Source organism: Bradyrhizobium sp. SZCCHNRI2009, assembly GCF_032485115.1.
GTDB lineage: Bacteria > Pseudomonadota > Alphaproteobacteria > Rhizobiales > Xanthobacteraceae > Bradyrhizobium.
Genome location: NZ_JAUEUH010000001.1, coordinates 1623703 through 1643263 on the forward strand (window position 1 = coordinate 1623703; position 19561 = coordinate 1643263).

A 19561-nucleotide genomic window follows, 5' to 3' on the forward strand; every position below is an offset into this window, starting at 1 on the left:
CGCCGCTGATGATTGCATCCGATCTGCACGACGGGGTGAACCGCCTGGGAGACATGATCGCTGCGGCGCGGGTGATCGTCCCCTTCACCGGTGCTGGAATATCGACCGAGACGGGCATTCCGGATTTCCGTTCTCCCGGCGGTCTATGGACGCGCAACCGGCCGATCCATTTCGACGAATTCGTCGCCAGCCAGGAGGCGCGGGACGAGGCTTGGCGGCGGCGCTTCGCGATGCAGGAGACGTTTGCCGCGGCGCGGCCCGGCCGCGGCCACCTGGCGCTTTCGTCGCTCTACCGTGCGGGGAAAATTCCGGCCGTCATCACTCAGAACATCGACAACCTGCACCAGGACTCCGGTTTCGCCCCGGATCACGTCATCGAGCTGCACGGCAACACCACCTACGCGCGATGCATCGGATGCGGGCAGCGCTATGAGCTCAACTGGGTGCGCGAGCGCTTCGAGGCCGACGGTGCCGCGCCGGATTGCCCCGAATGCGCGGAGCCGGTGAAGACCGCGACGGTATCCTTTGGTCAGTCGATGCCCGAGCATGAAATGCAGCGTGCCAGCGAACTCGCGCAGCACTGCGATCTGTTCGTCGCGATCGGCTCATCGCTGGTTGTGTGGCCGGCCGCGGGCTTTCCATTGATGGCAAAGCGGGCTGGCGCGCAACTCGTGATCATCAACCGGGAACCGACCGATCAGGACGACGTTGCAGACCTCGTTATCCACCACGACATCGGCGAAGTACTCGGATCGTTCGTCCGTAATTGAACGGAAATTGATGCATTTTTGTCGGCATCTCTGTTCATATGCCTCACTGAAACCGATTTTTATCTATGCGCGGCACGAGGGAATGTTATCTTTGATTCGAGAGATTCGCGTGACTCATCGTGGGTATAGGTGGTGAGCACGTGTATGAGGGCGCCGTTGCAGGGGTGGCGGCTCACAATTCATATGTGAGGTCCGGGGTTATGGGGTCGGACGGATTTGAGTCCAAGAAGCTTGGGGTGCCGGTCGTTGGTGTATCGACACCAACCCGGCTCGGGGCGGAATATCAAACCGGCGTCGCGCGCGACTCGGCAATCGATGCGATGACCGGTCTTGGCGAGAACCTCGTCGAAATCAGCGGTGTCATCAAATGGTTCGACGCCTCCAAGGGATACGGTTTCATCGTTCCCGACAATGGCTGGCCGGACGTGCTGCTGCACGTCACGGTGCTCAGGCGCGACGGCTACCAGACCGCCTATGAAGGTGCTCGCCTGGTGGTGGAGTGCGTGCAGCGCTCCAAGGGCTACCAGGCCTTCCGCATCGTCTCAATGGACGAGTCGACGGCGATCCATCCGGCGCAGATGCTGCCGCCGCGCACCCATGTGACGGTCACGCCGACCAGCGGGCTGGAGCGAGCCCAGGTCAAGTGGTTCAACCGGCTGCGCGGCTTCGGCTTCGTGACCTGCGGGGAAGGGAGCCCGGACATCTTCGTCCACATGGAGACCCTGCGCCGCTACGGCATGACCGAGCTGCGCCCCGGCCAATGGGTGCTGGTCCGCTACGGGCCCGGCTCCAAGGGCATGATGGCGGCCGAGATCCACCCCGAGACGGGCTCGCCGGCATTGTCCTCGCACTGAGCGAATGCTTGCTGCGACCACCGCATTTGACGGCCCCGGAACGGCGTTTCCTGGGGCCGTTTTTCATGCCGGCTCCATCTTCACGGACGGGCTGCAGTCTTGCTGCGGAGGCCGCGACCGTGTAGTGACGGGTCCTCGAGGACAATCGTCCTTCGAGACCATCGGGGTATAGCGCAGCCTGGTAGCGCGGCAGTTTTGGGTACTGCAGGTCGTTGGTTCGAATCCAGCTGCCCCGACCATCTCCGCAGCGGCGCGGCTTCCCGGGTGAGGCCAATTGCTGGTGCGAACTCCGGCTCGACGCTCACGATAGCGAGAAGGATTTCGGCTAGGCCGCCAGCCGTCAATCGGCACGAGCGAGCGCGGCTGGGCCGATAAAAAATTCGGATGCTCCCGCAGCGGCAAAACCCGGGAGCATCCGAAGTGTGCGGGTGAATCCGGGGAAGGAACATCCGCTGGTCGTCAGCATCCTCTGAATCGAAATCTCGCGTCTTTGCGCTAAATCAAATCAGGCGCAGGAGGCGGTTCGCGCGTCCACCGTGCCGAGGTCGCGGCGGGCGGATCAGCGCGCCAACTCGTCCGGCGCCAGCCGGCCGTCGATGATGTGCACGCGCCGTTGCATCTGAGCGGCGAGGTTGAGGTCGTGCGTGACCGCGACGACAGTCTTGCCGCGCAGCGTGACCAGATCGCGCAGGATGCCGAACACCTGCGCGGTCGCGGCGGTGTCGAGGCTGCCGGTCGGCTCGTCGGCGAGGATCACCGGCGGATCGTTGGCGAGCGCGCGCGCCACCGCCACGCGCTGGCGCTGGCCGCCCGACAATTTGTCCGGCGTCTTGCGCAGATGCTCGGCCAGCCCAAGCGACTCCAGCAGCTCCTCGGCACGCTGGGTGATGGCGCGCGGCGACAGCCGTGCCAGCGCGCGCATCGGCAGCGCGACGTTCTCGGTGATCGAGAATTCCGGCAGCAGGAAATGAAACTGGAAGACGAAGCCGAGCCGCGACAGTCGCACCTCGGCGCGCTCATCCTCGCTCATGCCGGTCGTCGAGCGGCCGTCGATCAGCACGTCGCCCTGGCTCGGCAGGTCGAGCAGGCCAAGCAGGTAGAGCAGGGAGGATTTGCCCGAGCCCGACGGTCCGGTGATGGCGATGAGCTCGCGCGGATGGATTACGAGATCGATGTTGGCGACCAGCGTCACCGGCACCTCGCCAGGCAGCACCTTCGTCACTTGCCGCGCCTCGATCAGGGGCGGGCTCACGTCGCCCCCCGGATGATGTCGACCGGATGCAACCGCGCCGCGGCGCGGGCCGGAAAGTAGCCGGCGACCGCGCTGGAGATCAGCGCGACCGCGCCGGCCAGCAGATAGTGCTTCAGCGAATACAGCACGGGCAGATGATTGTAGTCGGAGAACGGCGTCTTGAACTCGAGCGAGGCCAGCCCGCGGGTAAGCAGGTAGCCGAGCGCCCAGCCTAGGGCGGCACCGGTCAGGCCGATGAACAGCGCCTCGACGATGAAGATGGTGCGGACCGTGCGGTCGCGGAAGCCGAGCGACTTGAGGATGGCGATGTCGCGGGTCTTCTCGTGGGTGATGGTCGAGATGATGTTGTAGGTGCCGAAGCTCGCGACCAGCAGGATGGCGCCGACGATGGTGTACATCAGCACGTTGCGCAGCGTGATCGCCGCCAGCAGGTCCTCCTGCGCCTCCTGCCAAGAGACCGCCTTGTAGCCGGTCTGCTCGCCGATGCGCTCGCTGATCAGGCGCGCCTGCATCGGATCGTTGGTGCGGACGCGGATCTCGTTGATGATCCCGGTCTGGCGCTCCAGGATCTGCGCGGTGCGCAGCAGCACGTAGCCGGTGGTCTCGTCGGTGCCGCGGAAGCCGGAATGGAAGATGCCGACGACGGTCGCGTTCATGCTGATGCCCTGGGCCGAGGCGAGCGTGATGTTGGAGTTCACCCGCGCGCCGATCTTGGCCGCGAGCCGGTCGCCGAGCAGGATCGCGTGCGAGGACCGGTACAGCGAATTGAGATTGCCCTGCCGCATGTGGCTCGCCAGCGTCGAGACTTGGCCTTCAGTGCGCGGATCGATGCCGATGATTGCGACCGTCAGGTTGCGGCCGGCGAAGCGCAGCACGGCCTTGGACTGCACCGACGCCGTCAGCGCGCCCGGCACCCAGCCCTGCAGCGAGGCGATGGTGGCCATCGGGTTCTTGATGCCGGGGCGGCGGACATTCGGGGTCAATCGATGATATTCGGCCGCCGCATAGACCTGGTCGGCCGGCTGGCGGGTCGGCTGGCGCAGCTCGTCGGTGATCGAAATGTGCGGCAGCGCGTCGACCAGCGTGCGGATGAAGTCGTCCTGGGAGCCCTCCATCATTGCCGCCATCATCACCGAAAACGCCACGCCGGTCATCACGCCGGCGATCGCGACCAGCGTCTGGCGGGCGCGATGGCGCACATGGGTCCAGGCGATGGTCAGGACGAGGCTCATGGCACGGACGTCTCGGGCTCGATCACGCGAATCCGCTCGCCGTCCTTGATGTCGGCCGTCGCCGGCGCCGCGACCAGCTCGCCCTCGCGGGCGCCGTCGAGGATCTCGACCGCCGCGGAGCCGCGGATGCCGATCCGCACCGCGCGCCGGTGCACACGGCCGCCATCGATCACCATGAGGCTGTTGTTGACGACGGCATTGGCCGGCGCGAGCAGCGTGTCGCCCGTCTCGCGGCTGACGATGTTGGCCTCGACGCTCATGCCGACGCGCAGCGGCGTGTTGTCGGGCAAGCCGATCCGCACTCGGAACGTCTTGGCCACGGGATCACCCGCCGGCGTGATCTGCTTCACCGTCCCGGGCAGGGCCTGGTTGCCGAACGCATCGGCGCGTAGCAGCGCCTTCTGCCCGACCTGGACACGGGGGATGTCCTCCTCGTTGACGTCGGCGACGACCCAGAGCGGCTTCTCCAGGCCGACGCGGTAGAGGATGGTGCCGGGATCGACCATGTCGCCGACCTCGCCGTCCTCCTTGAGGACGACGCCGTCCATCGGCGCCACCAGCTTGAAGTAGTCGAGGCGCTGGGTCTGGGCCGCGATCTGGGCGCGGATGCGGGCGAGATCGCTTTCGGAGCGCTGGTACGCTTGCGAGGTGGCCGCGCCGCGTGCCAGTAGCTGCGTCTGCCGCTCGAATTCGAGGCGCTGGAATTCCTCCTGTGCGCGCAGATCGTTCAAGGTGGCCAGCGCCTCCTTGTCGTCGAGCCGCGCCAGCACGTCGCCGGCCTTGACCAGCTTGCCTTCGCAGCGGCAGCGCTCGACGATGCGGCCGCGGACCAGGGGCGTGCTCCGCGACCACGTCTCCGGCTCCACCGCGCCGGTCGCATACACGATCTCGGCCGCCGTGCCGCGGGTGATGCGGGCGGTCGCGATCAGCGGTCCACGCAGCCACCATGCGGCAAGCCCAGCCAGCGCGCCGAACAGCAGGATGATCGAGAGCAGGCCGCGCCACGGAAAACGACGCCGGCCGCGATCGACGGCCGGCGGGGCAGCAATGGCGTTGGATCGGTCCGGCGTCAGCATGTCCATGATCGAACGGACCCTGCGACGGGAGAAAGGCTATACTTAGCCGGCAGTGCCCGTCGCCACGCGGGGCGGAGCCATCTTGAAGTGCTGTTTGGCATAGGCGACGATCTGGCGATCGGTCGGGTGATCGGCAGCTTCGACGCCGACGATGCGCTTTCCGACCGCAGGATGCTTCTCGTGCAGGTACTTGGCAAGCTCGGTCTTGGCGCCGGCCGGGCCGATGATCAGGATCTCGCCGGCGTCATCGAGCGCGTGCGCGACCTCCTCGAGGAAATTCTTGTCGGGCGCCGCGTGGCCGCTGCCGATCTCGTTGGCCTTGTGGTGCAGGTGCTTGGTCTGCAGGTGTGGATGCAGCGTCAGCTCGTCGGCACCGGTCAGTCCGATATGGAACACCTTGGCCTCGCTGTGATCGAGCCACACGACGGCATGGAAATGGGTCGGCATATTCTGGTCCTTGTCAGCAAATCGCCGCGTGGCGGCCTTGCGCGTTCGCCATGGAACGCGCGCCGCGGAAGGCGGCACCCGTTGTGAAGCAAACCTTAGCGAGCCCGATCGTGGCCGGCTTGATGCAGGTCAACGGACGCGGGACCGCCCCCGCGCCCATGATGTGCGGGGTTTACTTCGGCGCAGGCGGCTTCGGCAGCGGCTTGTCCTGCCGCTTCGACCAGGAGATGTAGTAGGCCACGGTGGTCATGATCGCGATGCCCGCCGCGCTGACGAGGATCTGCGCCAGCAGCGAACCTGAGCTCAGCATCAGGGTGAAGTGGCCGATGAAGGACAGGAACACGCCGACGCAGAACACCGCCAGCGACTGTTGGCCGCAGACGATGAGGGGATCGAACGCCTTCCACTCCAGGCCCGGCCATTCCTTCGGCACGAACCGGATGACCAAAATGACGATCACCACGAAATGCAGGAAGCGGTACGGCGCGAGATTGGTCTTGTCGTTGGGATTGAAGGCCGAATACAGCCAGTTCGGAAACATCGATCCGAGCTCGGGGAAGCGGCCGGCCATCGTCATGACCAAGGCGAGCACCATATAGGCGATGCAGAAATACAGCGTGGCCGGCGCCATGATGATGCCCATCGAGCGGCGGGCGCCGCCGAGCGCGCACCAGGAGCCGAACACGAACAGCACCTGCCAGCAATACGGATTGAAGTACCAGGTGCCCGCCGGATAGGCCGCGAAATTCCAGCCCATCTGTCGCGCCACGAGCCAGAGCACGATCGAGGCGATCATGGTCAGGTCGGGCTGGCGCAGCATCATCCACAGCACCGGCGGGAAGAAGCCCATCAGCACGATGTAGAGCGGCAGCACGTCGAGATTGACCGGCTTGAATTTCAGGATCAGTCCCTGGGCCAGCGTATCGCTGGCGTGGTCGACGAGGCCTGCGACGTTGAACTCGTCGATGATCTCGGAGACGCCGAACCGCGTCGCCAGATAGCTGATGGCCACGATATAAATCACGAACAGCACGATGTGGGCGACGTAGAGCTGCCACACCCGCTTGAACAGCCGGGTGGCGCCGACGATGAAGCCGCGGTCGATCATCATGCGCGCATAGACGAACGAGGCGGTATAGCCGGAGATGAACACGAACAGGTCGGCGGCGTCGCTGAAGCCGTAATTCCGCGTGGTGATCCAGTTCACCACGTTGTCCGGGATGTGATCGAGAAAGATCGCCCAGTTGGCGATTCCGCGGAACAGGTCGAGCCGCAGGTCGCGCCCGCGCTCGGGCAGCGTGGCATTGATTTTCATGGCCGCTTCAACGCACTGTTTTGAATGGAAAGCGTTCGGGGAGCAGAGGCGCCGTGGCAGTCGACCGAGATTGTCACGGGACGGCAGAATGACTATACGGGGCACGATAGACGGTCATGTCCAGGATGGGAATCACCGTTCCGTGCCGACGCTTGCCTGTACCCCATCCCGGCCGTTTCCGCCAAACGCATGACGACGCAGCTTCCAGGGGCTCTTCCAGCCATGACCGCACGCATTTTCAAGCCCGCCAAGAACGCGATGCAATCGGGCAAGGCCAAGACCCGGGACTGGCAGTTGGATTATGAGCCGGAGCAGCCGCGTTCGGTCGAGCCGCTGATGGGCTGGACGTCCTCCTCGGACATGAAGCAGCAGGTCACCTTGCGCTTCGACACCAAGGACGAGGCGATCGCCTATTGCGAGCGCAAGGGCATTCCCTATCAGGTGATCGAGCCGAAGGAGCCGGTGAAGCGGCAGATCGCCTATGCCGACAATTTCTCGTTCCGCCGTGGCGAGCCTTGGACGCATTGAGGGGCCGGCCCGGCCGTCATCCGTTCAACCCGTTTGAGGCGGCCCGCCGGGGATGGGCAGTGGAGCGTCCTTGGACAGGCCGAGCACCGGGAAGCTCCTGATGGCCCGGACGCCGGGCAGGGCGGCGAACTGGCGGAGCTGGCGGCTCATGCCTTCGACCCCGGTCGACACGCATTTCAGCAGAAAATCCGCATCTCCCGACAGCCGCCAGCATTGCTGGACCCAGGGCAACGTCACGATCGCGGCCTCGAACGATTCCAGCGCCGTCTGGTGCTGGCTGTCGAGCTGAATCGACACGAACGCGACCACCTCATAGCCCAGCGACCGTTCATCGATGCTGGCGCGGATGGACTTGATCACGCCGCTGCTGCGCAGCGTCCGCACCCGGCGCAGGCAGTTCGGATGCGAGATCCCCACCCGGTCGGCGAGCTCGTTGATGCGGATCCGGCCATCGGCCTGGAGCTCCGCCAGGATCCTGCGATCGATCGCGTCAAGCTCCGGGCTGCCAGCCATCGGCGCGGCCCGTTCAGCCGGTCGGGTGATCAGGCCGGCCACCGCCGGCCTGATCAGGCCCGGCGGTGCGGGGCATGACGCCCGAGAGCACGAGTTTCTCGTGGGCCGCGATGATCGCCTCCCTGGTGAGCCGGCCGCCAGGACGGTACCAGCTGCACAGCCCGGTCAGGAGCGCGATGATGGCAAAGGTCGCGACCTGGATGTCGTCGACGTCGAACACGCCTTGCGCCACACCGTCGCCGAGGATGTCGGCCAGCCGGCGCTCATAGGCGCCGCGCAGCGCCACCACCGCCTCATAGTTGCGGGGATCGAGGCTGCGCAGCTCCGAATTGGCGATGAAGACCTCGCGCTTCCGGGTCATGTGATAGCTGACGTGGAAGGCGACGAACGCCCGCAGGCGTTCGACGGGGCCATGGGTGTCGCGCAGCGCTTGGTCGAGCTCGCGCAGGAGATTGTTGATGTGGTCCTGGATCAGCACCGCCAGCAGCTCCTGCTTGGTGCTGATGTGATTGTAGAGCGAGCCTGGCTGGATGCCGACCTCGGCGGCGAGCTGGCGGAGGCTCATGGCCTCATAGCCGTGCTGGAAGATCAGCCGCAGGCCGGCCTTGCGGATCGCCTCCATCGTCGTCGGACCATGTGACCCGATCGTGCGCGCCATCTCGTCCTCGCTGGACCATCCCGGTGCCGATCGCGGCGGATCCGCCACGGTAGGGGGTCCCGTAGTGAAGTCTGAAAATTCCGTGGTCTCAAGCAAATGCTGCTCGCCCCGGACCCTACAACAATCCGCTTGAGAATAGGATTTAAAAACGTATGATCGTTTAATTCGACAAGGACGGATGGCCGCAGACCGGGCCGCCGACGGGCAGGGAGGACAGCATGCGGGCAAAGATGGTACACCCGGGCTCTCAGCGGCCTGAACGGCCGCGACCGCTCTGACGCGTGCTCCCACGGCTTCCCCCTCCAGCCTCGCAACGAAGACGCCGGTCATGACGCTTCACTCCACGATCGATCCATCGTCCTCCGATTTCGCCCGCAATGCCGACGCCATGCGCGCGCTGGTCGCCGACCTCAGGACGAAGCTGGGGCAGGTCGCCGAGGGCGGCGGCGAGGCCTCGCGCAAGCGGCACCTGTCGCGCGGCAAGATGCTGGCGCGTCAGCGTGTGGACCTGCTGCTCGACCCTGGAACGGCGTTCCTGGAGCTGTCGCCATTGGCCGCGCACGGGCTCTATGGCGGCGACGTCCATTCGGCGAGCATCGTCACCGGCATCGGCCGCATTGCCGGCCGCGAATGCGTCGTCGTCGCCAACGACGCCACCATCAAGGGCGGCACCTACTACCCGATGACGGTGAAGAAGCACCTGCGCGCCCAGGACATCGCGCGGCAGAACAACCTTCCCTGCGTCTACATGGTCGATTCCGGGGGCGCGTTCCTGCCGCTGCAGGACGAGATCTTCCCGGACGAGCGGCATTTCGGCCGCATCTTCTACAATCAGGCGCAGATGTCGGCGCAAGGCATCCCGCAGATCGCGATCGTGATGGGCTCGTGCACCGCCGGCGGCGCCTATGTGCCGGCGATGTCGGACGAGAGCATCATCGTGCGCAATCAGGGCACGATTTTTCTTGGCGGCCCGCCGCTGGTAAAGGCGGCGACCGGCGAGGTCGTCACCGCCGAGGAGCTGGGCGGCGCCGACGTGCATTCACGCCAGTCGGGCGTCACCGATCACTACGCACAGAACGACGCCCATGCGATCGGCATCGCGCGTCGCATCGTCGGCACCTTGAAGCCGCCGGGCGCGCGCAGCGCGCTGAACATGCGCGAGGTGCGCGAGCCGCGCTATGCGGCGGAAGAGATCTACGGCGTCGTGCCGGTCGACGGCCGCAAGCCGTTCGACGTGCGCGACATCATCGCGCGGGTGGTCGACGGCTCGGAGTTCGACGAGTTCAAGAAGCTCTACGGCCAGACGCTGGTGTGCGGCTTCGCCCACATCTGGGGCCATCCGGTCGGCATCATCGCCAACAACGGCATCCTGTTCAGCGAGAGCTCGCTGAAGGGGGCGCATTTCATCGAACTGTGCTGCCAGCGCAACATTCCGCTGGTGTTCCTGCAGAACATCACCGGCTTCATGGTCGGCAAGAAATACGAGGCCGGCGGCATCGCCCGCGACGGCGCCAAGCTGGTGACTGCGGTCGCGACCGCGTCGGTTCCCAAGTTCACCGTGGTGATCGGCGGCTCTTACGGCGCCGGCAATTACGGCATGTGCGGCCGCGCCTATGCGCCGCGTTTCCTCTGGATGTGGCCGAACGCGCGCATCTCGGTGATGGGCGGCGAGCAGGCCGCGATGGTGCTAAGCCAGGTCCGCCGCGACGGCATCGAGGCCAAGGGCGAGAGCTGGCCTGCGGAAGAGGAAGAGAAATTCCGCAGCCCCATCCGTGCGCAATACGAGGCCCAGGGCAATCCCTACTATGCGACGGCGCGGCTGTGGGACGACGGCGTGATCGATCCCGCCGATACCCGCCTCGTGCTCGGGCTCGGATTGTCTGCCGCCGCCAATGCCCCGGTCGAGCCGACCAAATTCGGCCTGTTCAGGATGTGATCATGGCTCGTCCCGGATTGTATCGTCGTTTCCGCAAGCTCCTGATCGCCAACCGCGGCGAGATCGCCGTGCGCGTCATCCGCACGGCACGCGCGATGGGATTGAAGACCGTCGCGGTCTACTCCGAGGCGGATCGAAACGCGCTGCATGTCGCGCTCGCCGACGAGGCGGTGCTGCTCGGCCCCGCACGCGCCCGCGATTCCTATCTCAACATCGAGCGCTTGATCGAGGCTGCGAGGCAGACAGGCGCCGAGGCGATTCATCCCGGCTATGGCTTCCTGTCCGAGAGCGCCGAATTCGCGCAGACCTGTCTCGACGCGGGCCTGGTGTTCGTCGGGCCGACGGCCGCGATGATCACCGCGATGGGTTCCAAGTCCGGCTCCAAATTCCTGATGGAGCAGGCCGGCGTGCCGCTGGTGCCCGGCTATCACGGCGAGGCGCAGGACGAGGCGACGCTCGCCAATGAAGCCGCGCGGATCGGCTTTCCCGTTCTGATCAAGGCCTCCGCCGGTGGCGGCGGCCGCGGCATGCGCGTGGTCAATGCAGCCGGCGATCTCGCTGATGCCGTCACCAGCGCCAAGCGCGAGGCCAAGGCGGCGTTTGGCGACGACCGTGTGCTGATCGAGAAATTCGTCCAGAACCCGCGCCACATCGAGGTGCAGATCATCGGCGACAGCCACGGCAATCTGGTGTCGCTGTTCGAGCGCGAATGCACCTTGCAGCGTCGGCACCAGAAGGTGATCGAGGAGGCGCCGTCGCCGACGCTGACGCCGGAGCAGCGGGAGACGGTCTGCGCCGCGGCGCGTCGCGCGGCCGGCGCGGTCAACTATGTCGGGGCGGGCACCATCGAGTTCGTCTCCGACGGCCGCGACGTGTTCTTCATAGAGATGAACACGCGCCTGCAGGTCGAGCATCCCGTCACCGAGTTGATCACCGGCGTCGATCTCGTCGAATGGCAGTTGCGCGTCGCCTTCGGCGACGCGCTGCCGCTGACGCAGGACCAGATCCGCTTGCATGGCCATGCCATCGAGGCACGCGTCTACGCGGAGAATCCCGCCAAGAATTTCATGCCCTCGGTCGGCACGATCAAGACCTGGCGGTTTCCCGCTGAAACCGGCGGCCTGCGCATCGATGCCGGCTATCGCGAGAGGGATGTGGTCTCGCCCTATTACGACGCGATGCTCGCCAAGATGATCGCCTGGGCGCCGACCCGCGAGGTCGCGATCGAGCGGCTCAACCGCGGCCTTGAGGACACCGACGTCCGAGGCATCGTCAGCAACATCCCGTTCCTGTCGTCGCTGCTAACGCATCCCGACGTCGTGGCCAACGCGATCGACACCGGTTTCATCGAGCGCCATCTGACACATCTGACCCCGTCGGGGGCGGTGGCCGGCGACCTCGAGCTCAGTGCCGCCGTCGCGGCCATTCTCATCGGCGAGCAGACCGCGGCCAAGGAGCAAGGCTCGCCGTGGCGCGCATCCGGTTGGATGCCGGTGGGGCTGCGGCAGCGCGTGTTCTCGTTCCGCCAAAGCGCGGCGAATGAACCGCGGACCGCCACGCTGGCCTATGGTCCCAGCGTGCAGCGCCTGTCGATCGAGGGTCGTGAGACCTCGTTCTCGGCACTTCCGACTGATGACGGCGGCTTCGACCTTGTGTGCGACGGCGTCAAATCCCATGTGGTGGCCGTCATCGAGGGCCATGAGCTGTACCTGCGGACCCGCAACGGCCGTTTCGATCTGCATTGGATCGATCCGTTCGGCGGTGACGACGAGGAGCAGGCCGGCGAGGACAAGATCGTGGCACCGTTGCCAGGGACCGTCGTGGCGCTGCTTGCGCAGGAAGGCGCCGTCCTGGAGAAGGGTGCGGCGATCCTGACGCTCGAAGTCATGAAGATGGAGCAGACCCTGCGGGCGCCGTTCGCAGGCCGGCTCAAGGCGATCAAGTGCAAGGTCGGCGACATCGTGCAGGAAGGCGTCGAACTGGCGGACCTCGAACCGTCCGCCTGATCCTCGAACCGAAGAGGTCGGCATGAGCGAGAGCGTGCGCATCATCGAAATGGGCCCGCGGGACGGCCTGCAGAACGAGAAGATGTCGATCAGCGTCGCCGATCGCATCGCCTTCGTCCGCGCGCTGGTCGCGGCGGGCCTGACCACGGTCGAGGTCGGCGCCTTCGTCTCGCCCAAGGCGATCCCGCAGATGGTGGGCTCGGACGAGGTCATGCGCAGCGTGGCTGCGCTGCCCGGCGAATTCCATGTGCTGGTGCCCAACGTGAAGGGCTATGAGGCCGCGCGCGCCGCCGGCGCCAGGGTGATTTCCGTGTTCACTGCGGCCTCCGAGAGCTTCTCCCGCGCCAACATCAACTGTTCGATCGCGGAGTCGCTGGAGCGCTTCAAGCCGGTGATCGCCCACGCCAGGACCGACGGCATCAGGGTGCGGGGCTACGTCTCCTGCGCGCTGGGCTGCCCGTATGAGGGCGAGATCAAGCCGCAGGCCGTAGCCGGCGTGGCCAAGGCGCTGTGGGATCTGGGCTGCTACGAGGTCTCGCTGGGTGACACGATCGGTGTCGGGACGCCGCTCAAGGCAAAGCAGATGCTGCGCGCCGTCTGCGACGACGTGCCGGTGACGCATCTGGCGATGCATTTCCACGACACCTACGGCCAGGCGCTGGCCAATCTCTATGCGGGCATGGAGGAGGGCGTCCGCGTCATCGATGCCGCGGCCGGCGGCCTCGGCGGCTGCCCGTTCGCGCCGGGCGCGACTGGCAACGTCGCGACCGAGGACGTCGTCTACATGCTCGAAGGCATGGGCATCCGCACCGGCGTCGACATGACGAAACTGCTGGCCGCCACCAACGACATGAGCCGGCTGCTCGGTCGGCCACCCGTCAGCCGTGTTGCAGCGGCGCTGAACGCGAAGATCAGGCGAATAGCGAGTAGCGAATAGGGGGCCCACTCGCTAGATCCCTATTCGCTACTCCCTATTCGCCATTCACGGGCCGCGTCAGCGGCTCAGATCCGGCCCCATCACGAGATCCGGCAGCGCCGTCGAGATCTGCGGCACGAAGCAGAGCAGCAGCACGGCGGCCATCATCAGCAGGACGAACGGCAGCGTGCCCCAGATCACCTCGCGCAGCGGGATGTCCGGCGCGACGTTCCTGATGACGAAGATGTTCAGACCCACCGGCGGGTGAATCAGGCCCATCTCCATCACGATCGTCATCACCACGCCGAACCAGATGATGTCGAAGTTTGCTGCCCGCAGAGGCGGCAGGATGATCGGGGCAGTCATCAGGATGATCGATACCGGCGGCAGGAAGAAGCCGAGCACGACCACCATCAGCAGGATCGCGAACAACAGTTCCCAGCGCGGCAGGTGCATCGCCACGATGGACTCCGCCACCGACTGCGAGATGTGCAGGTAGCTCATCACGTAGGAGTACAGCAGCGACATGCCGATGATCAGCATCAGCATGGTCGATTCGCGCAGCGTCGCCTTCATGATGGGCGCGAGATCGGCCGGGCTCCAGACGCGGTAGATGATCGCGATCAGCACGAGCGCGAGGATGCCACCGAGACCGGCTGTTTCCGATGGCGTGGCGAGGCCGCCATAGAGCGCGACCATGACGCCGGTCAGCAGCAGCACGAACGGAATCACGCGTGGCAGCACGGAGAAGCGCTGCGCCATCGTAAAATCGTCCTTGGTCAGGATGTCCGACCACGCGCCCGATTTCTCATAGACGGCTTTCGCGCGCGCATATTCCTGCCGGAAGCGCACCACCGAATAGACGCCGAACAGGGTCACCAGCAGCAGCCCGGGGCCGATACCGGCCAGGAACAGCCGTCCCAGCGATTTCTCCGCTGCGATCGCGAACAGGATCATCGTAATCGAGGGCGGCAGCAGAATGCCGAGCGTGCCGCCGGCCGCGATGATGCCGGCGGCGAAGCCGCCGGAATAGCCGCGCTTGCGCATCTCGGGAATTCCGGCCGAGCCGATCGCCGAGCAGGTCGCGGGGGATGACCCCGCCATCGCCGCGAACAGCGCGCAGGCGAACACGTTGGCGACGCCCAATCCGCCGGGCACGCGATGCAGCCACGCATGCAGCGCCGAGTAGAGGTCCTGGCCTGCGCGGGAGCGGCCGATCGCCGCGCCCTTGAGGATGAACAGCGGGATCGACAGCAGCGTGATCGACGCCATTTCCTCGTAGACGTTCTGCGTGACCGTATCGAGCGACGCGGCAGGCATGTAGATGGCCATGAACACGACGGCCACGGCGCCGAGCGCGAACGCGATCGGCATGCCCGCGAACATCGCAAACAGGGTCGAGAGTCCGTAGGCAACCCCAATTCCGAACACGCTCATCGACGCGCTCCGGTCAGCGGAGCCACGATCTGCAGCAGCATCTGCAGGCACAGCAGGGTCATCCCGGCGGCCATCAGGCCGTAAGGAATCGCCAGCGGCGGCGACCACATCGAATTCGAGACCTGACCATCGACCCAGGCCTCATGTGTCAGGGTCCAGGATTTCCAAGTAAAGAAGGCACAAAACAAAAAGCTCGCGACGTCGACCAGCCAGAGCCTGATCTTGTTGGCGAGCGGCGACATCAGCCCAACGAAGGCTTCGATGCTGACGTGGCCGCGATGCTCCTGCACATAGGCCGCAGTCATGAAGGTGGCGCCGACGAGCAAGAACACGGCGGCTTCGTCCTGCCAGTAGTTGGCGGCCTTGAACAGTGCACGGCCCGCCACGCTGTAGCTCAGGATGAGGCAGGCCGCGACCAGTGCGAACGCGGCCAGAACCACGATGATGCGATTGAGCAGCGAGACAACACGCTGGAGCGGCGCCAGCGGACCGCTGGCGCCGATGGCTGTCGTGGCCTCGGTATCGATAACGGGCGCGTGCATCAATCAGGCCGCGACGTCGGAAGCGAGCTTGAGGAGCTTGGCGCAGTTCGCAGACTTGCCGCCATAGTCCTTCCAGGCCGTGTCACGGGCAATGTCGCGCCATTTGTTGACGGTCTCGACATCGAGCTCCACAACCTTCGCGCCCGCCTTTTCGTAGACCTTGGCAACTTCGATGTCGTCGTCCTGCGCGCCCTTGCGCCCGAACGCCTCCATCTCCGCGCCGACCGCGAGGAGGATGTCCTGCTGGTTCTTCGGCAGCTTGTCGAACGAGGCCTTGGACATCATCAGCGGCTCGAGCATGAACCAGTACGACGCCTTGGCGCCGGAGGTCAGGGCCTTCGACACTTCCTCCAGGCGGAACGAGATCAGGCTGGTCGACGAGGTGATGCCGGCATCGCAGGCGCCGGTCTGCATCGCGGTGTAGATTTCGTTCGATGGCACCGACAGCACCGAGGCGCCGGCGGTCTGCAGCACCATGTCCATCTCGCGCGAGCCGCCGCGCACCTTCATGCCCTTGGCGTCCTCCGGCGTCACCAGCGGCCGCGATCGGCTTGCAACGCCGCCCGCCTGCCAGACCCAGGTCAGCAGGATGATGCCCTTGTCGGCCAGAAAATCGCTCAGCGTCTTGCCGACCGGCTCATTCTTCCAGCGCATGCCCTGGTCGTAGGTCGTGACCAGACCCGGCATCAGCGCGATGTTGGTCTCAGGCACTTCGCCGCCGGCGTAAGGCATCGGATAGAGGCTGATGTCGAGCGCGCCCTTCCGCATGGCCGAGAACTGCGCGACGGTCTTGATGAGCGAGGAGTTGGGATAGATCTCGGTCGCGATCTCGCCGCCGGAGCGCTTCGCAACCTCCTCGGAGAACACCCGGCAGAGCCGGTCGCGGAAATCGCCCTTGTCAATGGTGCCGCCGGGAAACTGGTGAGAGATCTTCAGCGTCGTTGCTGCGTGGGCCGTACCGGTTCCAAAACGCAGCATGGCCGGCGCAGCGAGCGCGGATGCGATGACATGACGGCGTGTGAGCATGAGATTTCCCCTGAACAACTTCTGGTTGGGTTCCCGACCCGGTTCGTTGGCGTGACTTATACCAGCCAATCTGTCGAGCTTACCTCTAGCCGAACTAGACAGTTCGTTCGAGGCCAAATGCATGGGAAGCGACATATTGCTGCGGCGCACGTACCGGCCTGTGAATCCCTTGCGCGGTTGTACTAACATGATCTTGCCGGGCAAAATTGTGTCCTCGATTCCGGAACGGGACGCATTCGAGTCAAATTTGATCGAACAAAATTCTCGCCCGCGCTCGTAACAATCGCCTTCATCGGAACGTCGATATCCAAGAACGGCGCGTCCGTCGCCGTCGAACCCCGTCATACGAAGGAGCGATCATCATGACCAATCGTAGCCGCCTCATCCTCAGTATCTCCGCTGCCGCCCTCGCGTTCAACGTGGCCGTCGCGCCGGCGGCCTTCGCGGAAGACAAGATGAGCAAGGACGATGGGATGAAAAAGGGCGCGATGTCCCACGACGGCATGAAGAAGGACTCGATGGCGAAAGACGCCATGAAGAAGGACGATGCCATGTCCAAGGACGGGATGAAGAAGGACGACGGCATGATGAAGAAGAACTAGCTCGTCTCGCACGGCATCGTGCGATGGGACGACCGTATCAGTCCCATCGCCGATGAATTGAGGAGTCGCGCGATGCCGGACGCGACGACGCGCAGGTCTGGTGGCGGCGACGTCGCCGCTTACTTCTTCTTTCCACGGGCCTTGCGCGCGGCGTAGCGCGCATCACGCTTCGCCTTCTGCTCGGCTTCCATCTCGGCCAAGCGGGCGGCTTCTTCTTCCGCCTCGCGCGCAAGCCGGGCACTCTCGGCGGCCTTGGCCTCTTCCTCGAGACGCTGCTGCTCAGCCTTGGCGGCCTCGCGCTCCAATCGCTGCTGCTCGCGGCGGGCGGCGGCGGCCTCGCGCTCCTGCCGTCGCTTCACGACTTCGGGATCGTCCGGTCCCGGCTGCGATTTGAACTTCTGCACGATGCTCTGGCGGGCCTGCTGCGCGGCCTTCTGCCGATCGGCAAATCCAGGTTCCTTGAATCCTCTCATGGAGACGTCGTCACTTCGCTATTTGGGTGTTCGATCAGGGTGTGGTCGGTCAGGGGCTGCACGCGCCGCCAGGCAATTCTTCCACGAGATCGTGAACACGAGCGGAGGCCGACGCGAGCCCGTGTGTATAGGATCGCATGCGTCGATGACAAATGCTTTATCGCCGCTCCTCCACATCCGTCCTGCCTGGCGCTTGCATGGCGCTCGCCGGAGGCTATGTAACCATCCCCGTCGCTGACGCAGGTCGGCCGGCCGTGAGTCGCTTCACGCCTCGCGGGCACCAGCGCACCGCCCGGGTGCGACATCCAACGGAGTTGACCGGCATGACCTCTGTTCGCCGCGGGCGCATGGCGCTCGGCCTCGCGCTCGTCGCTCTCGTGGTCAGCGCATGCGTGATGACGGCGGTCCTCGCCCGCCCGAGGCCCGTTTCGGCCGGTGTGCTGGGTTCCGAATGGGAATGCGGGCAGCTGTTCTGGGTGACGAGCTGTACCCGGATCGAATCGATCTCGCCGGCATCGCGCCAGCAGCAGCAACCGCACGGTGAGGCCGCTGGCCTGCGTGCCGCCTAGGCGCACCGGCGATGAGTACGCAGGGGCCGGATAGACGTGGCGCCGTGGCGGCACTCGTGTTCGCGGCGCTCGTCGTGGCCTTCGGCTTGTGGCTGGCCCGCAGCCTGACCTCCGCAAGCCGGATGCAGGATTGCCTGATGTCGGGACGAACCAACTGCAATGTGATCGTGCCCGACCGGTGACCGCCGATCTGCCCGTACCGGATCGGCAAGGCCGCGCCAGCGAGTTTGCATGATCGGAGCGGCGAATCAGCCGGCGTCTCGGTTAACCTGACGGCAGCAGGTTGACGGCAGCAGGTTGACTTGGCCGCAAAATCGTCGGGATTTTACCCGTTTGTCGCGCAAACTATGGTGTGTCCGGACCATACACGCCGAAGCCGGCGATCCGGGATCATCAATCCGCATCACACCCCGCGTGCGCGGCAACCAGCGCAGACGGCGGGCGATCAAGGGTAGGGGAGAATGACGTTGTCCAACCAGAGCACACGGTGGCTGCCCGCGATCGCAATCCTGACCGCGGTCGTGATCCCCGCCCAAGCCTGGGCGCAAACCCAGGACCAGGCTGGTCCTGGCCCCGGGCATTCGCCCCAGGCCCGCCCGCCGGGTGTCATTCGCCAAGCGCCGACCCAGGGTGGGCAACCGGCCGGCCAGCCCCATGTCCAGATCCCGCGGCAAGCCGGCCCCATGGCCGGCCAGCCGCAGGGAGCACAGCCGGGCGCACCGCCGCGGGCTGCCGTTGTCCCTCAGGGACGTCAGCCTGCGCCGGTGGCGCAGCAGGGACGTCCGCCGGGAGCCGGTCAGGGCTACGCAGCGGGCCCTGGTCCGGCGATGGCCGGGCGGGGACCGGATGCGCGTTATGCACAAGGCCGGGTCGCGGTGCGCGACTATGGCGGGCAGTCTTATCGCGGCCGGGTCGGCTGGGAGGGTGGCCGATGGCGGCACGAGGTTCACAACGGCCGCCCGGGCTGGTGGTGGGACGTCGGTGGCGTCTGGTACTATTATCCCGAGCCCATGGAAGGGCCGCCGACCTACGTGTCGGAGGACTATGCTGACGATGTGGTCTATGCGCCGTCGGCGGCCTACGAGGCGCCCCCGCCGGTTGCCTACGAGCCGGCGCCGCCTCCGGCCGAAGTCGATCCGGGCGCCAGCGCGCTCGGGGGCGCGATCATCGGCGGGGTGCTCGGCGGTATCCTCACCGGCAAGGCGGGCGGTGCCGCGGCGGGCGCCGTGCTTGGTGGTGCCACCGGCGCGATCGCCGGCGCTACGGCTGCGGCGCGACCAGGCTATTATCTGTCGCAGGGCAATTGCTACTATCGATATCCGTCGGGAGAGTATGTCGCGGTCGATCCGCGCTCCTGCTACTGAGCGCTGCCGACGGTCGGAGCGCTGCGGTGAGCTTGGTTGGCCGCT

At 65.7% G+C, this 19561-nt stretch carries 21 protein-coding genes and 1 tRNA gene; 11 read left to right on the forward strand and 11 right to left on the reverse strand.

The features are described 5' to 3' along the window. The first annotated feature begins 8 nt into the window (after positions 1–8). The 3 genes from QX041_RS07440 to QX041_RS07450 all read left to right on the forward strand — a co-directional run bounded on the left by QX041_RS07440 (position 9) and on the right by QX041_RS07450 (position 1863). Entirely contained in the window at positions 9–770 is a 762-nt protein-coding gene (locus QX041_RS07440; RefSeq protein ID WP_315751637.1) for an SIR2 family NAD-dependent protein deacylase, read from the forward strand. A 200-nt stretch (positions 771–970) separates the two neighbouring features. Then, complete coding sequence (locus QX041_RS07445; RefSeq protein ID WP_315712071.1) at positions 971–1624, forward strand: cold-shock protein; 654 nt, start codon at positions 971–973, stop codon at positions 1622–1624. A gap of 162 nt (positions 1625–1786) precedes the next feature. Then, positions 1787–1863: transfer RNA gene (locus tag QX041_RS07450), tRNA-Pro, on the forward strand. 320 nt (positions 1864–2183) lie between these two features. Here the strand turns inward: QX041_RS07450 and QX041_RS07455 are convergent. From QX041_RS07455 to QX041_RS07475, 5 genes are all read right to left on the reverse strand, one after another. After that, a complete protein-coding gene (locus QX041_RS07455; protein WP_316164798.1) occupies positions 2184–2876 on the reverse strand; it encodes an ABC transporter ATP-binding protein in 693 nt (230 codons plus the stop codon). Beyond that, positions 2873–4108 carry an ABC transporter permease gene (locus tag QX041_RS07460; protein WP_316164799.1) on the reverse strand — a complete coding sequence of 412 codons (1236 nt, stop codon included), beginning with the start codon at positions 4106–4108 and terminating at the stop codon, positions 2873–2875. Before QX041_RS07460 ends, QX041_RS07455 begins: the two co-directional genes overlap by 4 nt. Next, positions 4105–5184, reverse strand: coding sequence for an efflux RND transporter periplasmic adaptor subunit (locus tag QX041_RS07465; RefSeq protein WP_315712067.1), 1080 nt, complete (start codon positions 5182–5184; stop codon positions 4105–4107). The genes QX041_RS07460 and QX041_RS07465 overlap by 4 nt, the downstream gene beginning before the upstream one ends. A 42-nt stretch (positions 5185–5226) precedes the next feature. Next, positions 5227–5631, reverse strand: coding sequence for a translational machinery protein (locus tag QX041_RS07470; protein WP_315712066.1), 405 nt, complete (start codon positions 5629–5631; stop codon positions 5227–5229). A gap of 172 nt (positions 5632–5803) precedes the next feature. Further along, positions 5804–6946, reverse strand: coding sequence for an OpgC domain-containing protein (locus tag QX041_RS07475; protein ID WP_315712065.1), 1143 nt, complete (start codon positions 6944–6946; stop codon positions 5804–5806). Between the two features lie 222 nt (positions 6947–7168). On the opposite strand from QX041_RS07475, the gene QX041_RS07480 reads away from it, so the two are divergent. Next, positions 7169–7474 carry an ETC complex I subunit gene (locus QX041_RS07480; RefSeq protein WP_315751632.1) on the forward strand — a complete coding sequence of 102 codons (306 nt, stop codon included), beginning with the start codon at positions 7169–7171 and terminating at the stop codon, positions 7472–7474. Between the two features lie 24 nt (positions 7475–7498). Here the strand turns inward: QX041_RS07480 and QX041_RS07485 are convergent, their stop codons facing one another. Further along, entirely contained in the window at positions 7499–7987 is a 489-nt protein-coding gene (locus QX041_RS07485; RefSeq protein WP_315712629.1) for an Lrp/AsnC family transcriptional regulator, read from the reverse strand. A 13-nt stretch (positions 7988–8000) separates the two neighbouring features. Beyond that, positions 8001–8645, reverse strand: a complete 645-nt coding sequence (locus QX041_RS07490) for a TetR/AcrR family transcriptional regulator (RefSeq protein ID WP_316164800.1) — start codon at positions 8643–8645, stop codon at positions 8001–8003. Positions 8646–8973: 328 nt separating this feature from the next. Here QX041_RS07490 and QX041_RS07495 point away from each other — a divergent pair, with 328 nt between their 5' ends. Genes QX041_RS07495 through QX041_RS07505 form a run of 3 tightly spaced genes read left to right on the forward strand, consistent with a single transcriptional unit; the run spans position 8974 to position 13524 of the window. Beyond that, positions 8974–10581 (forward strand): carboxyl transferase domain-containing protein, encoded by a 1608-nt coding sequence (locus tag QX041_RS07495; protein ID WP_315712061.1) that lies wholly within the window; start codon positions 8974–8976, stop codon positions 10579–10581. Between the two features lie 2 nt (positions 10582–10583). Then, complete coding sequence (locus QX041_RS07500; RefSeq protein WP_316164801.1) at positions 10584–12587, forward strand: acetyl/propionyl/methylcrotonyl-CoA carboxylase subunit alpha; 2004 nt, start codon at positions 10584–10586, stop codon at positions 12585–12587. A gap of 22 nt (positions 12588–12609) precedes the next feature. Continuing rightward, a complete protein-coding gene (locus QX041_RS07505; RefSeq protein ID WP_316164802.1) occupies positions 12610–13524 on the forward strand; it encodes a hydroxymethylglutaryl-CoA lyase in 915 nt (304 codons plus the stop codon). A 57-nt stretch (positions 13525–13581) separates the two neighbouring features. Here QX041_RS07505 and QX041_RS07510 read toward each other — a convergent pair whose 3' ends face one another. From QX041_RS07510 to dctP, 3 genes are read right to left on the reverse strand one after another with little or no spacing between them, the layout of a single operon-like run. Continuing rightward, positions 13582–14940, reverse strand: coding sequence for a TRAP transporter large permease (locus QX041_RS07510; protein WP_315712058.1), 1359 nt, complete (start codon positions 14938–14940; stop codon positions 13582–13584). After that, on the reverse strand, positions 14937–15482 hold the full coding sequence (locus tag QX041_RS07515; RefSeq protein WP_315751628.1) for a TRAP transporter small permease: 546 nt from the start codon (positions 15480–15482) through the stop codon (positions 14937–14939). The genes QX041_RS07510 and QX041_RS07515 overlap by 4 nt, the downstream gene beginning before the upstream one ends. 3 nt (positions 15483–15485) lie before the next feature. Continuing rightward, positions 15486–16508 carry a TRAP transporter substrate-binding protein DctP gene (gene dctP / locus QX041_RS07520; RefSeq protein ID WP_315826912.1) on the reverse strand — a complete coding sequence of 341 codons (1023 nt, stop codon included), beginning with the start codon at positions 16506–16508 and terminating at the stop codon, positions 15486–15488. A 362-nt stretch (positions 16509–16870) separates the two neighbouring features. Here dctP and QX041_RS07525 point away from each other — a divergent pair, with 362 nt between their 5' ends. Beyond that, positions 16871–17110 (forward strand): pentapeptide MXKDX repeat protein, encoded by a 240-nt coding sequence (locus tag QX041_RS07525; RefSeq protein ID WP_315826913.1) that lies wholly within the window; start codon positions 16871–16873, stop codon positions 17108–17110. A gap of 119 nt (positions 17111–17229) precedes the next feature. Here the strand turns inward: QX041_RS07525 and QX041_RS07530 are convergent, their stop codons facing one another. Continuing rightward, positions 17230–17583, reverse strand: a complete 354-nt coding sequence (locus QX041_RS07530) for a DUF6481 family protein (RefSeq protein ID WP_315712052.1) — start codon at positions 17581–17583, stop codon at positions 17230–17232. A 323-nt stretch (positions 17584–17906) separates the two neighbouring features. Here QX041_RS07530 and QX041_RS07535 point away from each other — a divergent pair, with 323 nt between their 5' ends. The 3 genes from QX041_RS07535 to QX041_RS07545 all read left to right on the forward strand — a co-directional run bounded on the left by QX041_RS07535 (position 17907) and on the right by QX041_RS07545 (position 19516). Then, the gene (locus QX041_RS07535; protein ID WP_315712050.1) at positions 17907–18152 is read left to right on the forward strand and encodes a hypothetical protein; all 246 of its coding nucleotides are present in this window, start codon (positions 17907–17909) and stop codon (positions 18150–18152) included. 44 nt (positions 18153–18196) lie between these two features. After that, positions 18197–18334 (forward strand): hypothetical protein, encoded by a 138-nt coding sequence (locus QX041_RS07540; RefSeq protein ID WP_315826914.1) that lies wholly within the window; start codon positions 18197–18199, stop codon positions 18332–18334. 279 nt (positions 18335–18613) lie between these two features. Continuing rightward, positions 18614–19516 (forward strand): hypothetical protein, encoded by a 903-nt coding sequence (locus QX041_RS07545; protein ID WP_316164803.1) that lies wholly within the window; start codon positions 18614–18616, stop codon positions 19514–19516. The last annotated feature ends 45 nt before the right edge of the window (positions 19517–19561 follow it).